The following is a 15,363-nucleotide window of genomic DNA, read 5'->3' as shown; positions in this document are numbered from 1 at the left end:
GCATTGTTCTTAAAAATCAGCCCGGATGATCATCGGCCTTACGCCCACCCAGTAGCGTTTTAATCACCGCCACCAGAATCAGCGATAAAGCCACCATGCTGATGACGTACCAAACTCCGCTAATGAAAGAGTCCCAGTAGCTAGGGTGCCTGTCACCAGACTCGATGGGACCAATCAGTTGCCCACCTAATTCCCAATAGCTCAGAGCCGGTTTCCATGATTTTTCCGAAAGGCTCCGGTTCTGCCAAGCGGCATCACTGTTGCAAGCCAGTCGATTTATGATGATGGCGTACTCCTTCGCGCCGGGCGTTTCGGTGACCTTACAGACCTGTCCAGTAAAGCTGTCCAGAATGACACAGTTGAGTTTGTCGCTCGACAGCAAGACGCAATCCATGCAGAACGTCTTAAGATAGTCTCGTACTACTCTATCGGTGGCAGGCTCCTCATCGTCGAAGTAATGATCGTAGAAAATTTGCCCGTAGACGACTTGTCGTGTGTCGGTATCTTTTACCAATAAAATCTTCTGAATCTCTTCGGGTTTATTCATCTTAACCACCTACCGCCAGATATACGGTATTGAAAACGCCAGAGAGAATATGGCGCCAATTACAAACAGCGGCCAGATCTCTGTGCCATTCACCGCAAAATGTAAGCAACTGAATATCAGCCCCCAGAGCGCTGCACTCACCAGTACACCGACAAGTCGCCCGTGCCAGCGGGCTCCTTCGTGATCGATTTCAGGTACCGGCAAAGACATGGGGCGCGGTGGGGCTGGAGGGGGAAAGATATGATTAGTCATGATGTTGTATTTGCTAGGTCTAGAATTCACCGAAGCTTAGATGACCTGAGCGACACGCTGTGTCGTATAGATGCTTAACCCGGCGCTGCCGGAATGTGCCAGTTCCTCGCAAGATGAGGGTCAGTTGGAGTAAGTGTATTTACGCAGAGGTTATCGGGATCGGGGTAGTCGCGATTAATCGCAGTTGCTGGAATGAGGCCAAGGGATGGCTCTGGCTGATTCCGGCCATTTACGACCAGCAGCAATCGACCTAGGCTGTGTGAAAACCCCTGCGAAGGTCGACTCACTCAAAAATCGACCTCCTGTAATCGGGCATACGCGATGATCGACTAGTTGGAAGGGGGGGCCTAAAACAACCAAACTTTGAGTTTTCCACGCAGCCTGGACCCAACGGACGGTCAAAAAGCGAGGCCGATCTCCCTTTAGACTGTCGACTCAGATGTCCGCTCGACTATCACCGAGAAGATGTTCGTTTGGCTCATGGACTAATATCAGCTAATGGTATCTTCATCCATCGTACGCAGAATGACGGGCGCGATGTCGGGCTGCCCGTCGACGTTCGTAGCTAACAGGTCAGCGTTCAGCGCCCATAGTTTGGTGCTGTGATTTACAGTGAACACCCCAAGATCTTCGAGAATCGCCGCCAGCTTGCTGGTGTCGGGGATGTTGCCACGTCCATTTGTAGCGTGGTGGTATGCAGTTCCGATCCCTTCGGCGCTATCCCCGTTGCGTACGTCATCGGCCTTGTTGGCTAACGGGAAAGGCTGGATGCCGAACGTTCTCTGGAGGTTGCCCAAGGTTTTGTTTACGACCCCGACAGGGAAGTATGGACCTCCTTCAACGCTGAAACCTTCATCGGTGAGCTTGTAACGGAAGGGCTTGCGGCGAGTGGGTGTGCAGCAATCGATCCATGAGAGATCCGGCTCGAACTGTTGAGTTGATCCTTGGCCCTCCTCTGGGTGATTCCAAAGATCATACCCGATCATAAATAAAGCGGCCTCCAGGCGGCGGAGTGGATCAACGTTGGTTCCGTCGTTGGCTAGGAATGCGCTCGCAGCAGCGTTTGGATGGGCAACTACACTGCTGAGAATCCAGCTTGCTTTCATGTTCCATTCCGCATGGTGGGAACCAGCTTTCAGGCGGGGGAAACGAAGCTTTCCTTCGGATGGGTTTCGGGACTTCACGAAATGCTTACCGGTTTCCTTCGCTGGTGCCCATGGGAAAGCCAAGGTCTCCGGCACAGTCTTCAGTTGTCGAACTTTGCAGTACATCACTACGCCCCAGCCAAGCGCTGCTGCGACACGGCTGTCATAAATGACAAAGTCCTTGCAGACCAGCGAGTAGACCTTGGTCATGCCTGCGTTGAATCGGAGGTCTTTGGCCTGAAGGATGGGGACGTCGGTTACGCCAGCGTCGATGGCGTCACGGGTGGCTGATAGGGTAGCTGCCAGGCCGCGCAAGTTCATATTGAGCCAGGCAACGTTATTGCTCTGTACACCGCCCCATATCATCACGTCGATAGCAGCTTGGCAGCACGCTCCATCGTTGACCGCTGGGGCGAGTGCCAACGCCTTCTGTAGGTCGGCCTTTAGGGCGCTGAGAGCTACATCGTTGCTCACTGCGGTTTTACCTGCCGGAACCTGCAGGCGCTCGATTGCAGGATGTTGCCATTGGTATACCGAGTAAGCGTCGGCAAGGCTGTCGCAATACCACAAGGTTTTACTCTGTCGATTCAGGTACTGATGACGAATCGTGGTGTTGTCCAGGTTACCGCTGAGCCACTCGATGAAATCTTTTACGGTCGGATTAGTAAGGTAGTCATTGCGCGTCATGAGAGGCCCCTGTGATCGGTTTTTTGCGGTGAGGTTCCATTATCGCTAAGCTTGCGACAATTCCTGTCGTGACATTTTTCCTATGAGTGAAAAGGCGCTGACCTTGCGATTGCTCCGGTTATTCGCTTCGGTGTCGATCCCAGTTACGCGCCGTTCGAGTCGAAGGCTCCCGACGGTAATCTAGTGGGGCTCGACATCGATATCGGCAGCGCCATCTGTGCCCAGCTCAAGGTCAAATGCGTATGGATGGAAAGTCCCAGGGGCAGCGTCATCCCGGGGCTGAAAGCGAGGAAGTTCGACGGCATTCTTTCGTAGATGAGTGTGACGGAAAGGCTTGGTGTGATTCCCGAGCGTGGACCGGCTGCGACATCCGGAACCTAAAGCGAGTTCAAGCAAGCATCCTCATTCATCCAATGCAGCAAACTCAAGAAGCATGACTTCGTGTCGATACGTCTCTCATCGGTAACGCCGTTGGCGCAACTGGCGCTGCCCTCTGTTGACCCTTAAAGGAACAACCTATGCCGTTAAATCGGACCCAGATAGAGGCCCTGCAGCACTCCATCCATACCTATAGCTTCCCTTTGGACTACTACGATCACGCATTGCCGAAACAGCAGAACCCTCAGGTAGCGAGCAGTATTCAGCAACTGGAGTCGATCATTCAGACCCAACTGCGGTCGACGGTGCCTACCGATATCGAGCAAGGCCTGGGCAACATCATTTATTGGGGAAACGCGACGGCCGGCTACAGAGATAGCCGATTCGAAAAATTTAACTCACTGATTGGCTCGTTTGCTCCTTACGCCTCGTTCAGTGGCCTGGTTAGCACAGGTCACCCCTCGTTGGCTGCGCTCAAGCGACTCGGGTTTCCCAGCTACTCAAATATCTCTTTCGTGTCCAAGATTCTGATGTTCCTGAACCCCCAGGAGTATTGCGTGCTGGATTTGCAGATCTGTAAGTTGAAGAAACAAGCCCGGCCAATCAGCAGGGCTTTAGATCGACTGACCCTATATCCGACAAGCATTCCAATTACCCAAGCCAACGAGCAGGTGTACGATCTTTGGCGCTCTGAGTGTCGTTGCATCAGTTCGACTTACTACGGTGGGAGATACCGGGTGGCGGATGTGGAGCGTGGGTTTTTCCAGCTAATCAAGAACGACCTCGCCCAGGCCCACTCGATTTACGACGACTTCTGACGCGCTCGGCCCCTGAGTATTACGCTGCAATGCGTAAGTTCAGGGAACGCGCTGCCTGGAATGAAGATGTGTGCCTGACTCCCTCAGTCATACAACCAGTGTTTCAACTCCTTCAGGTTCCCCGCCACTATCTGTTGTGCCTCCGGCTTTGGGTCTAGATTCTTGGGATCGATCTGATACCGCTGCAACACATACTTGACTAACGCTTGGCGACTGGGAATCTCTAGCTGCCCATCCACCATACCGAAATCAGTCTGGATGATCGCCTTCTGCGCCAGCGTCAGGCGCTCGTCGGGCTTTATGATCACCGCCACCTCGGTGTTCCAGACATCATCTCCATCGATGCCATTTTCGGTTTCATCATCCCGCACGTCGGGCACACCGCGTAGTCGACTCAGAACAAAATCGCGGTATTCACGGTTTTTCTCACAGTAGGCGCGAACGTGCCAGCGCATGCCGGTGTACACCAGGGTGTGTGGCGCGATCGTGCGGCCCTCGGGGTCTGGGCTATTCAGCGAAACGTAGTCAATGTCCAGGCGCAGGTGGTCGCGGCAAGCCTTGAGCAACGGCCGAAGGATTTCTGCCTTGATCGAGCGATCCGGCACTTCCAGCACCTTGGTGTGGGCATAAGCGAGGGCCAGGCCCTCAATGTGCGGCGCGCGCGCATTGTTTTGATACAGCAGGTGCAAATAGGCGCTGGCACTGTCGTCAATGAACAGCGGCTTGAACGCCGTGCTGGGCACATAGCCCTTTATTTTTTTGTCATATGTAAGGTTTTTAGACGCATGCTCGTTGATGTAGGTGTTGATGTCTTTGGATGCCTGCTGTCGGCTGATGCCGAAGCTCTGCATCAAGTGCCCCGTGGTCAACCGGCCCTCCCACCAGGCAACGGTCTCAATCAAACGATAGCGAAGTGCCAAATCCCAGCGGACTTGTTCGATGGACTGCTTGCGTTTCATAACCTCTCCATGTGCGCGAATACTTTACCTGTATAAGTCTACATTCTAGACCTGTCACTAATCACTACATATCGTGTGTTTGTCTTCGAGATGAATCGAACTCACGGAAGGAAGTGGTCATGAGTATGTCGGAAGCAGTTTCGACGGGTGCATTGGTGATGATGGGGGCAATCCTGCTGGTGCTTCTGCTGCAGTGCCTGAGGTTGCGTGAACTCTGGCAAATGGCTCTTGGCTTCCAAAAGGACGTGCGCTGGGCGCGGATTTGGGAAATGGAAAATCGGGAACTGCGTTCGGCGCTGCGAGCTGAGAAAGAGCACATAGAGCAGTTGCAAAGAAAGCTGGTGATTTTGCAGGAATTGATCCCGGCAGAGGGATAAGGGAAAGGACATGAACAGACTTGAACGGATCAAAGGCTGTCTGTTGGGCGGTGCCGTCGGCGATGCGTTGGGCGCCCCGGTGGAGTTCCTCGAATGGCCTGCAATCGAAGCTAAATTCGGTCCACAAGGTATCGTTGATTTTGCCCCTGCTTTCGGTATCACCGGCGCCATCACCGACGACACGCAGATGATGCTTTTCACCGCAGAAGGCTTGCTGCGGGCTTATGTTCGCGGCAGTTCGCGGGGGATTTGCCACGTTCCGAGCATTATCCATCATGCGTTGCTGCGCTGGCTGATGACCCAGGATTACCCTACGGCGATGCCTATCAGCCGGGATGGGTGGTTGGTCGAGCAACTGGCGCTCTGGTCTCGTCGCGCTCCTGGCACTACCTGCATCAGTGCACTCAAGGCCAGTCTACGGCTAGGTGCTGTTGCCGAGAACAACAGTAAAGACTGTGGCGCCGTGATGCGTGTCGCGCCCTGTGCGTTCTTTGCCAACGCCTTTGACTACGCTGCTCAGTCAGGACGCCTGACCCACGGGCACCCCACGGGCTACCTGGCGGCCGGACTGTTCGCCGATATTCTCCAGCGCATTGTCGATCGGCAAGACAGTCTGGAGCACGCAGTTACTCAAAGCTTGGCCAATTACGGACAAATGCCCGGTATGGAAGAAACACGTAGTCTAATCGAGCGCGTGCTGTTCTTCTTTTACGAGGGCTACCAACCCACCCCGCAACGCATAGGCGAATTCGGCGGCGGTTGGGTCGCCGAAGAGGCGTTGGCTATTGGGTTGTGGTGCGCCCTGGCCGCGCGCTCGTTCGAGGAGGGCGTGATCACTGCGGTGAATCACGGTGGCGACAGTGACAGCACCGGGTTGATCGCCGGGCACCTGTTGGGAGTTCAGTATGGTGCTGCGGCGATTCCTGCTCGATGGTACGGGCAATTGGAGCTGCGCGAAGTGATCGAGCAGATTGCCGAGGATATTGAACGTGTACCTAGTGATTATTGTGGACATGGCGGGGAGCTCGATGAACAGATCGAGCGGGCCTATCCCGGGGACTGAGTGAGTTAAGTCATTGAGTGCGTATCAGCATTTGGAGAACTACCATGCCCATGAGGCCTAGACTTCTTACCTATGTCTGCATTAATTGCGGGTGGAGGAAAACAGTGGCACCGCAAAGTGACGTGCTGCGGCCAGGATATCGGTTTGATCGATGTCCCCAGTGCCAGAGCACCTCGCTGACTACCCGACCTCCAGGGTTGTTGGAGAGAACACTGGTCGAATTTTTGTCGAGCCGGTAAAGGCATTACAAGCGCTGGGCATGTAGACATCATGTCTACATGCCATTGGGCTGGGCTGTTTATTGCCCAGACTTGTCTGTCGCTGGACGCGTCTGTCGCCTTCTGCCGGGAACGGGTAAATGTAACGAGCTTTGGGAGGGGCCATTGTTCAAGTTGGCGTAGGGTTCTTGGAAGCTGTGTGCGTTGATATTGGTGGCATACGCGGATATAGAGACGGTCCGTATGTAATTGAAGATATCGGCGTTCTATTCCGGATCCCGGATGAAGGTGAAACAATTACGGTTTTTCTGGATGTTGATTGCCCGGCGGTTGCAGGAGCTGAGTGCAGTAGCGACTGCACTCAGTTAGTTCTTCAAACGAAGCTGACAGCCTCCGCGGTAGGTTTTTCCTGTTCGCCTAGGTAGTGCGGTCTTGAGTATCACTTGAACACCAATACCGCACACGTTGCTATTCAGCAAAGATATGACTGATCAAAAATTGATCAAGGTCAACGTCCAATACCCGGATCACACCGCCATTGGGAGTAGACCATAGCAGAACCTTTTGGGCCTTGTTGTCGTATAGATAGTACTGGCCGTCCCCGATTTCGATCAGCGGTACAGCATTTTTCGGGTAGCTTGGATCGCGCGAAAGATCTGTAAAACTGTTCAGGACATGCAGGTAATAGTCATTCGGAACACCAAGACCATAGGTTTCATAGGCCTCAAAGACAATCACCCCGAATGTTGACAGGAACGACGTGTACTCGGCAGAAAGAGCAAAACCAAGCTGTTCCTGGAGCGCAGTGATGCTGGCCGAGTCCGCAGGGCGGGTATTAGCCTGATAACGGTCAACCAAATCTTTTAGTTTTTTCATAAGAGGGGCTCGTACTCACTGCTGGTTTTCGATCTGTTCAGCTCGCGCCTTCCAGTAGTCTTTTCGTTCTTTGTCGAAATCTTCTCGATTGATTTCCGACTCTTTCTGCTTGTTGTGCAGCACATTGTCATTGCCATTGCCACGATGTTCGCTGCTGGTCAGTTCGGCGAGCGGAGAATCCTGCTTCTGACCAATATGGTGGAGTTCGATCGGTTTGCCGTTCGCATCCAGCGGCGCCTTGCCCATCTGCATCCGTTCCAGGTTGGTGTTGCCGAACAGGTCTTTCTGGTCGTAATCGATATCCGTGCGAATCAGCGCATCCTTGCCATTGACCTGCGCCGGTTCCAGGTTGGCATCCTCGTAGATACGAGCTTCGGCCTCACTGCCGATTACATCGAGCACCTCTTCTGGAAAACCCAGGTGCTCTAGGCGTTCGCGTGTTTCGGGAGAGACCTCGGGCAACTCCAGGCGATTTTCCTGGGTGAGCGCCATTGGCTTGTCGAGTTCAGCGACGTTCAGACATTTGTCGGGCATTTCCCGGGCAATCAACGCCAGCTTCGATGGAACCTCGATTTTTTCGGCGGAGAAGTTTTCAAATTTCACAGGACACTCTCTGTTTTACGGCGGGTGCGCCACATGGAATAGATCTCGAGGTGGCTGTCATGCTGCAAACTGAAGTCTTTCATCAGGCATTGTTGGGCGGCTAGGGCCAATTCCTGACCAAGGCCGGCAACACAACCCTTCAGCAATTGGTCAAGCAGATCACTCAGGTGGCCATAATCGGTCGCCGACTGAATCGCCTGCTGCACCAGCTTGCGGCAGCCGAGAAAGTCGACCACCAATTGCGAGGTGTAAGCGAAGGCTTCCGGTTTCCACAGTGTCAGCTGTTGATCTTCCTTGTACTCGTCGAGCGCTTGGAGCAAGGCAATTTTGCACCGGGCAAGCAACGGCAGGTTGCACAAGCCGTTTTCCAGCAGTGCCACCTCTACTTCAACCGGCGTGTTAATACGCTGTGCCAGCAGTAAGCTGAGCAACTGTTGATTGAAGTGGCTACTGTTGATATTGGCATTTGCTGCGGGGCGGTAGATGTAGGTTGTTTCTCGACCGGCGAACTTCCTGACCTGGCACAGCACCGGCTCCAGCCAGTCGTTCTGGTAGACGATGGCAACGCCCTTGGGCAGCTTCGCGATCTCTTCGAGCTGATCATCACGCAGGGCCACGGATTTGCCGATCAGGCGTCGGTCCATCTCATCGGGCAGGCGCATGATGATTTTGGTGTTGGTATTGCGGATCGCTGCGATATCGACCGCATGCGGCGACTGGTCAGCGATGATGAAACCTTCACCATAGGTGCGCATTTCGGCAATCGCATTGGTCAGCATTTCAACCGACTTGCCGACCATGCTCGAGCCTTCGCCCCCCCCTTCGGAAGGGCTGCGTTTGAGAATGTTGTGTGCTTCTTCAAGTACGGTGACGTGACGCAGCGGTTGATTCATTCCGCCAAACGCCATGCGGTGTTCACTCAGGCGCATGATCAGGATGCCCATGATCAGGGCTTTGGTTTCGGACGAGCCTATGCGGCTAAGATCGATGATCACATTGCTGTCGAACAGAACGCTGCTGTCGATTTCATTCGCAGCGAAGATCTGGCCATTCAAGCCGTTGGTGAGGGATTTGATCCGCGTAGACAGCGAACCTATGTAGTTGCCCTTGAGTTCCTGGGAGTAGGCCGATGCTTCGATGACTGTTTCCAGTGTGCTGAGCAGATCGGTGAAGGTCGGGAACAAGCTATCGCTGTAGCGGTTGCTGGACAGCTCCAGGTCCCAGCCACAGGCTTGGTACGCCTGCAGGATCGCTTCTTTGAGCACCGCAGGCATGGCCGCATACATCGGCCAGCACACGTTGAATATCTCCACCAGCCGATCCACATGCTCCAGCACATGGATTGCACTCGGGAAGCGGAAGGGGTTGATCCTGAGCAGGTCGCTGTGGGCCGGGTGGGTGCCGAACACACTGACATCCGAGCGCTGTCCGAAGACGTGCTTGTACTCGCCCTTGGCCGGTTCGATGACCAGGAACGGTACGCCCGCGGCACTGACCTGGTTGAGCATTTCGTATAGCGTGTTGCTTTTGCCGGCACCGGTCGAACCGCTGACGAAGACGTGGCTGGACAGCTGATCCAGGCTCAGTTCAATCGTCTGTGGCAGGTTTTCCCAGAGGTGACGGATGTTGCCCAGGGTCAGCGTCCTGTCCTTGCAAGACAGTGTGGCGTTGCCATCCAGGCGCTGCACCTTGCGCCCGAAAGCCTGGGTCTCGACCACTGACACCGTCGAGGTTGAGCGCCGTGGCAGGCTCATTTGAATGGCCATTTCTTTGCTGGAGATCAGCGTGGCAGGGGTAACATAGCTGATCGGCACCCGCGTCGAGAAGCCAGGCTTGAGCTGCGGATGGCTGAAGGTTGAGAGCCAGCTCAGCACCGCTGACTTGTGGTTTGAGGTCCAGGTGGTCAGGGCGAAGTCTTCGTGGCTGGACTTGCTGCCGCGAACGAGGCCGAGAAAGATGCTTGCCAGTGACTCGGACGATGCCTTGCTGTCGCCGATGAAGTAAGCGGCCGAGTTCCAGCCGCCGTAGGTCTTGGCTTCGTCGATGCGTAGCAGGTGGTGATCGATTTTGCTCAACAGTTGCTCGATGGTCTTGTCGGTCATCTCGATCGAGATCTGGCGGTTGGCGCCGGTGGTCTTGTTGAGCGAGCGGCTGTCGGTTGTGCTGTTGGTCTGGGTTGTCGAGGTGGTCCTGGATGCAGACTCGCTCCAGGACGTGCCGTGGGTTTCGCTGCGGCCTTGGGCGGTGGATTGTGTGGTGCCTGTGGTCCGTTGCTCATTGAACAATGAACCGACCATCTTGCCGCCAAAGGATGCCAATTTGCCGAGCGTGGTCTGCGCACTGAACGACTCGCTGGTTCCAGTCGTTTCAGTGGTCGAGGTACCAATAGTTTCCGACGTACCCCTGGTTTCCGTCAGGCCTAGGCTGTGCCCCAGTGAATCGCTCAGGCCTTGGCTGATGCTGAGCCCGACACTGTCACTTTCCTGCTCACCGAACGACAGTTGCTGCTTGAGCAGTGGCGAGAGCTGAGTTGCGACCTGCTCGTAACCGGCACGGATCAGGTCTAGGTTCTGCGAAGACACCGGCTCGGCCAGAATCACCGCTTGATAGACGCGCTGCTCAGCCGCATCGATAAAGCGCTCAAGCCCCTGCATGAAATGCTCGCGGTTTTCGGTGGACAGCGCCGGCACGCCCGTCACTGCGGTGATACTGGCAGCGGGGTTGTCCTTTTCCGCCTGCAGTGTATCAAGTAGCGAATTGGCGTCCTGGACATTTAGGGCGTGCAAGGCACTGCCCGAGAAGTGCCCCTTGAAGGTCTCGCGTAGCAGTTCGCCGGAGTTTTGCCCGAGCATTTTTCCAGATTCGCCACGGGTACCGATATACAGGTCCGTTTCGCGGCCATCGGAGCGCAGGAAGAGGAATACCGAATACCCGGCGGCCCCCAGTGCGGTGTAGGCCGCGGTCGTGCTTTCGAGCACCGACTGCTTGTTGTCCTGGACGATACGTTCGACACGGAAGATCCGCATGTCGCTCGCCCGGTTGAATAGTACGCCCGCCTCGGTGGAGGAGTGAACCGGGTATCGATCCAGTTCCGACAGGTAGCTGCGATTGATCAGTGCCCGTCCGGCCTCCAGTGTCAAGGCAGCGCTTTGCTGGATTTCTCGGATGGCCAGTGGACTGAGGGTAGTCGTATTCATGGGGTCACTTCACCAGCGCAATCAGAAAGACCACCAGTGCGGCGATGGTGCCACCGATCATCAACGCTGTTTTGAACACAGGGTTGAGCTCCGAGCTGGAAGAGGAGAGGGGGGAGCGTTGCGACTGCGAGGAATGATGCTGTTGTTGTAATGTTGCTGGCGAGGCTTGGCTTGAGGCGGTCTTCGGTTTTGGCGCAATCGCAACGAAGCCTTCTACGCCCCGTTCACGCAGTAACGAGCGTACGTCGATCTGATGCAAGTAGCGTTCTTCGGCGAAGTTGGCCTTCAGGTAGACAACCTGACCGTCGTAGTACTCCGAAGTCCAATGGTTGCGATCCGGGTCCATTGCACGGGCGAAGGCTTTCTCAGAGTAGCTTTCGCAAAGGCCGGGTACTTTGGTTTTGACCCATGACAGCGCTGCACGGAGCTCTTCGCTTGAAAGACGATTGTCGTTCAACTCCATCCGCAGTGCGGTGCGGATCGTTAGCAAGTCACCTTCGTCGACGAACTTCTTGAGGTTTGCAGAGGGTGTGTAATGCATCGACGCAGTCCGGGAATTTTCAACTGTGGCACTCGTCCGCTCGGAAGACGGAACGAAGCCTTTGATGCTCTGTTTGCGGAAGTGATCGCGAACACGGATCAAGTGTTCCAGGCGCTCGCGGGAAAAGTTGTGCTCAGCAAGAATTTTGTGACGGCTGTAGTAAGAGCTGGTCCAACTGACTGGATCGTTGTCTATGGGGCTCTTTGCTTCACCTGCCTCGTAGCTGACAACCAGTTCAGGGGTCTGAGCTTGTGCCTGTGTAAGCACATCCAGCAAAAGTTCAGTGCTGAGTTGGGTGTCATCGAGTGACGCTAGAAAGCCTTTTCGGGCTTTGGAGAGCGTTGCGGTTGAGGTTGTCATATGAGCTCCAGGTTAAACGGCCAAAGTATTGTCGAGTTTGGACTTGAAGGCTTCGATCCAGCTATGCAGTTCCTTTGCCTCTGCAATTGCCCGTTCACGGGCGTTGCGGTCGCTCGTCTTTTCACTCAGTGAAATCAACAGCTCACTGAATTTTGTATCGAACTCCCTGTTCATGAATGCCAGGAATTGGTCGATCAGGCGATTTTTACCGACCTCAATTTCATTTCGGGCGCTGTCCACTAAGCGTTCAAACTCTGCTTCAACGCGGGTGACTCGCTCTTTCCACAAGGCCTCGAGATCTACGAAGGTTTCAGTCCCATACTCATGGACGGTCTTGGTCGAGCCCCAGGAGAAGGGTTTGTACCACTTGCTGGCACTGACCTCGCGGGAGCTGATGACGATCTCTCGCTCCTGGATTTCGTTGTTTTTCACGTTGAGGTTGAACGAAATATCCCCGACCGTTTTTTTGATGCCTTCCAGGATAGGCAACTGCAGGTGTTGGGTATCATTAAACAGGTCGGCGATGTAGCGCTGGTACTCCTGGTGCAGGTCCTGGCGAATGATTTCCTGGCTGGAGCTGAAAACATCCTCATAAGCGTTGATCAGTTTCCTGTGTTGGAACTGAAGCTGCTCTTCGGCCTCTTGGATGCGTGTTTCGGCAATACTTACCGTCACGCTACTGCTAGTGAAGCGCTCCGCTAGCTTTCTCAAAACGGGTTGGATCACGCCTTCGAGTTCAGACAGCTCACGCTCAGTGGCCGCGGGCAGATCTTTACCTTCCCGCGCGATTTTATCCTTGTAAGCTGCCGTGTCGAAACCTTGCTCCTGCCGTTGCTGAAGTGCCTGAATCTCTTCATTGATATGACGGAGAAAGCGCTCATCCTGATCCAACTGCTCGATCAACTCGGCCTCGTTGAGCCCCACCTCGATTGCCTTGGTCATGGCGTCATAAGCGCGCTTCAAACGATGCGGGAAGTTGTACTTGTCGATGTACTCATCGATCATCGCCTCAACTGCCGGGAGGCCGCTACTCAGCAGCAACTCTGAGTGTTTTCTCTCTCGAAGGTTACGTTTGACCCTCGAGCTAATCGGCATGTACTGGAGCAGGTTCATGCTCGGCTCTTCGCTGAACATGTCGGCCATCGCTTTGTATTCACCACGCTCCTTGCGGGTGTGCTCGTCGCTTGGTTTGCGAATCAAGCGCGTGAGGTTAGCGGATACCGGATAGATCTGTGGGTTATGGATATCATTGCTGGTGAGGTACTGGTTGACGCGGGCCAAAACCGAGGGCAGGTCTTCGCCGTTCTCAGGATCGAACACATCCATCTTGTTGATCACGAAGATGAAGCGGTCCTTGCTCTGTTTGCCCCCCTTGCGCATGGTATCGGCGACCAGGCTCAAAAGGTTACGGTCGTCATTTGTGCCTAGTTGGCTGGCGTTGAGCACATAGAGGATCAGCGGGTTGCGCTTGGAGTCCGAGATGAAGCCCATGGTGGTACGCTGGTGTTCTTCATCCTGGCTGTTGTTGGGGCCGGGGGTATCGGTCAATACCAGGCGCACGCTTTCACGTTCCTGAATCGCTTCAATATTGCCTTCGATATCAATTACCTGAGTATCAGTCAGTAGGTTCCATTCCTTGAGCGTTTCCAGGGTGACATTATCATCCTGGCCTACCTTGTCACCGCTACGGTTGAATCGCTTAGCTGTAAAACGCCCCGTCATCGAATCGTTGTCAGTAATCCGGGCAATGGTCGCCGTCGTGGCCTCGTTCGCCGCTGGCAAGAGGTCGCGGCCGAGCATGGCGTTGATCAGCGTCGATTTTCCTGAAGACATCGTGGCCACGACATAGACGTCAAAATCGCGGTTGAACGCTTCGTTGAAGGACTTGCGCACCTCTTCGTTTTCGTTAATGAAGTGCTCAAATTTCGGATGTTCCTGAGCCTCTTGCATCAGCTCGCGAATCTGTTTCAGGCGAGTTTCAGTAGGTACCGTTTCAATCCAGGTCAGCTCGACCTGCATGCCTTTAGCGATGGCCACCTCCGCAGCCTCGACGATATCCAGATAGTCCGACTCTACGCCCTTGAAGGTGATGTGGTAGTTGTTGTCACCATTGAACAGGTTGTTCAACTCGTCGAACAGCTTCTCGACCCAGACCTGCAGTCGCGATTCCTTGTAGCTCGAAAGCTTGCAACCATCTGCGGGGGCTTGCCCGTTGATCAGAAAAGCAGTGTCGACGGTGAATGGGTTGTGCTTGATTTCGATAGCGTTCATGGGTTTTCAACCGATTGCCGTTGATGTTTTATAAGGATTTCAACTGTTTTAAGGCCGCTGATGGCAACCAGTTGTTGTAATTCATTTTTCTCGCAGGCCTGCTCGTCAGATGGCTTGGCCTGATGCTGCCGTTCGAGGCTGGCCAGCGTTTTGAAGACCCGCTTCTTGATAAAGTCGGGTACTACAGTGGCGTGAAGCAGGGCGCGTTTGTTATCGCCGAGATCATCTAGGGCTTGCCGAAGTTTCGAGCGCTGCGTGCGGGTCAATGTCTCTGCCTTCAATGCCTTGCGGGCATAGAGGGCGGTACTGGCCATGGTCGGTATGATCATCGGATGCTCGAAACCTATGGCCGTCAGATAGCTGTACACGCTGCTGACATAGGTGGTGATGTCTTCGCCCCTTTCTGGGTCGAGCAAATCGACTTTATTGAGAATGAAGTAAATCGGGTGGCCAGGCTTGCTGGCTAGTTCATCGCGAAGTTGCTCCAGGAAGGCCCTGTCATCCTGCGTTCCCAGCTGGCTGGCATTGAGCACATAGCACAATGCTTTGAAGGAGACCGTACGTACCGCCTCAAGCATCAATTGAGCATGCCCGTCGTCCTGACTGTTATTCGGTCCGGGCGTGTCATGCAGCACCAGCCCAGGTGCCGGACGTGGCACGATTTTAAAGCTGCCAGCCAGCGTGATGCGCTTAACCTCGGCATTGGCATTCCAGTTACGAACAAGCTCCGCCGAAGTTTTTGGCTGACGTGCTAACTCAATATCGGAGTACGAATAACATGCGCCGCTAAAATACTTCGTACCCTGACGATGTTCGACGCTGGTCATGCAGGCAGTGGTGGCTTCATTGGCCGTGTGTAGAAGCTCTTGCCCGATCAAGGCGTTGATGAAGGACGTTTTGCCGGCGCTCATAGTCGCCAGCACCAATACGTCGAAGGTGTCCGTGGTCAAAGGCCTTCGTGGCCTAGCTGTGGTTGCCTGCGCTTTTTTGGGCGCTGTTTGCTTCATAAACTTATTATCCCTATCGCCCGTCGCGTCGGAACGCGTCTGGCTAGTCGTAATCCATGAGTGC

The 15,363-nt window shown here is 54.5% G+C and carries 12 protein-coding genes and 1 pseudogene; 4 read left to right on the top strand and 9 right to left on the bottom strand.

All coding sequences use genetic code 11. The features are described from left to right. Positions 1-16 precede the first annotated feature (16 nt). The gene (locus K1X80_RS19030; RefSeq protein WP_126588255.1) at positions 17-547 is read right to left on the bottom strand and encodes a hypothetical protein; all 531 of its coding nucleotides are present in this window, start codon (positions 545-547) and stop codon (positions 17-19) included. A 743-nt stretch (positions 548-1,290) separates the two neighbouring features. After that, complete coding sequence (locus K1X80_RS19025; protein ID WP_185833384.1) at positions 1,291-2,631, bottom strand: hypothetical protein; 1,341 nt, start codon at positions 2,629-2,631, stop codon at positions 1,291-1,293. A gap of 120 nt (positions 2,632-2,751) precedes the next feature. Here K1X80_RS19025 and K1X80_RS19020 point away from each other — a divergent pair. Continuing rightward, positions 2,752-2,943 (top strand): annotated as a pseudogene (locus K1X80_RS19020) (transporter substrate-binding domain-containing protein); the annotation flags it as partial. 206 nt (positions 2,944-3,149) lie between these two features. Continuing rightward, the gene (locus tag K1X80_RS19015) at positions 3,150-3,827 is read left to right on the top strand and encodes a hypothetical protein (RefSeq protein ID WP_126588256.1); all 678 of its coding nucleotides are present in this window, start codon (positions 3,150-3,152) and stop codon (positions 3,825-3,827) included. A gap of 83 nt (positions 3,828-3,910) precedes the next feature. Here K1X80_RS19015 and K1X80_RS19010 read toward each other — a convergent pair whose 3' ends face one another. After that, positions 3,911-4,786: a YafY family protein gene (locus tag K1X80_RS19010; RefSeq protein WP_126588257.1), complete on the bottom strand. Its 876-nt coding sequence runs from the start codon at positions 4,784-4,786 to the stop codon at positions 3,911-3,913. Positions 4,787-4,905: 119 nt separating this feature from the next. Here K1X80_RS19010 and K1X80_RS19005 point away from each other — a divergent pair, with 119 nt between their 5' ends. Both K1X80_RS19005 and K1X80_RS19000 read left to right on the top strand, forming a co-directional pair. After that, positions 4,906-5,163 carry a hypothetical protein gene (locus K1X80_RS19005; RefSeq protein WP_126588258.1) on the top strand — a complete coding sequence of 86 codons (258 nt, stop codon included), beginning with the start codon at positions 4,906-4,908 and terminating at the stop codon, positions 5,161-5,163. Positions 5,164-5,173: 10 nt separating this feature from the next. Further along, positions 5,174-6,226, top strand: a complete 1,053-nt coding sequence (locus K1X80_RS19000; RefSeq protein WP_126588259.1) for an ADP-ribosylglycohydrolase family protein — start codon at positions 5,174-5,176, stop codon at positions 6,224-6,226. 686 nt (positions 6,227-6,912) lie between these two features. Here K1X80_RS19000 and K1X80_RS18995 read toward each other — a convergent pair. Genes K1X80_RS18995 through K1X80_RS18970 form a run of 6 tightly spaced genes read right to left on the bottom strand, consistent with a single transcriptional unit; the run spans position 6,913 to position 15,242 of the window. Further along, positions 6,913-7,320 carry an SMI1/KNR4 family protein gene (locus K1X80_RS18995; RefSeq protein WP_126588261.1) on the bottom strand — a complete coding sequence of 136 codons (408 nt, stop codon included), beginning with the start codon at positions 7,318-7,320 and terminating at the stop codon, positions 6,913-6,915. A gap of 15 nt (positions 7,321-7,335) precedes the next feature. Next, positions 7,336-7,923 (bottom strand): HNH/ENDO VII family nuclease, encoded by a 588-nt coding sequence (locus K1X80_RS18990; protein WP_126588262.1) that lies wholly within the window; start codon positions 7,921-7,923, stop codon positions 7,336-7,338. Beyond that, positions 7,920-11,120 carry an ATP-binding protein gene (locus tag K1X80_RS18985; protein ID WP_126588263.1) on the bottom strand — a complete coding sequence of 1,067 codons (3,201 nt, stop codon included), beginning with the start codon at positions 11,118-11,120 and terminating at the stop codon, positions 7,920-7,922. Before K1X80_RS18985 ends, K1X80_RS18990 begins: the two co-directional genes overlap by 4 nt. 4 nt (positions 11,121-11,124) lie before the next feature. Next, complete coding sequence (locus K1X80_RS18980; RefSeq protein ID WP_057711635.1) at positions 11,125-12,021, bottom strand: hypothetical protein; 897 nt, start codon at positions 12,019-12,021, stop codon at positions 11,125-11,127. 12 nt (positions 12,022-12,033) lie between these two features. Further along, a complete protein-coding gene (locus tag K1X80_RS18975) occupies positions 12,034-14,292 on the bottom strand; it encodes a dynamin family protein (protein WP_198712535.1) in 2,259 nt (752 codons plus the stop codon). Continuing rightward, positions 14,289-15,242 carry a dynamin family protein gene (locus K1X80_RS18970; protein WP_232925181.1) on the bottom strand — a complete coding sequence of 318 codons (954 nt, stop codon included), beginning with the start codon at positions 15,240-15,242 and terminating at the stop codon, positions 14,289-14,291. The genes K1X80_RS18975 and K1X80_RS18970 overlap by 4 nt, the downstream gene beginning before the upstream one ends. Positions 15,243-15,363 lie beyond the last annotated feature (121 nt).

The organism is Pseudomonas sp. So3.2b, assembly GCF_019464415.1.
Taxonomy (GTDB): Bacteria; Pseudomonadota; Gammaproteobacteria; order Pseudomonadales; family Pseudomonadaceae; genus Aquipseudomonas; species Aquipseudomonas shahriarae.
This window is presented reverse-complemented; position numbering and strand designations above follow the sequence as displayed.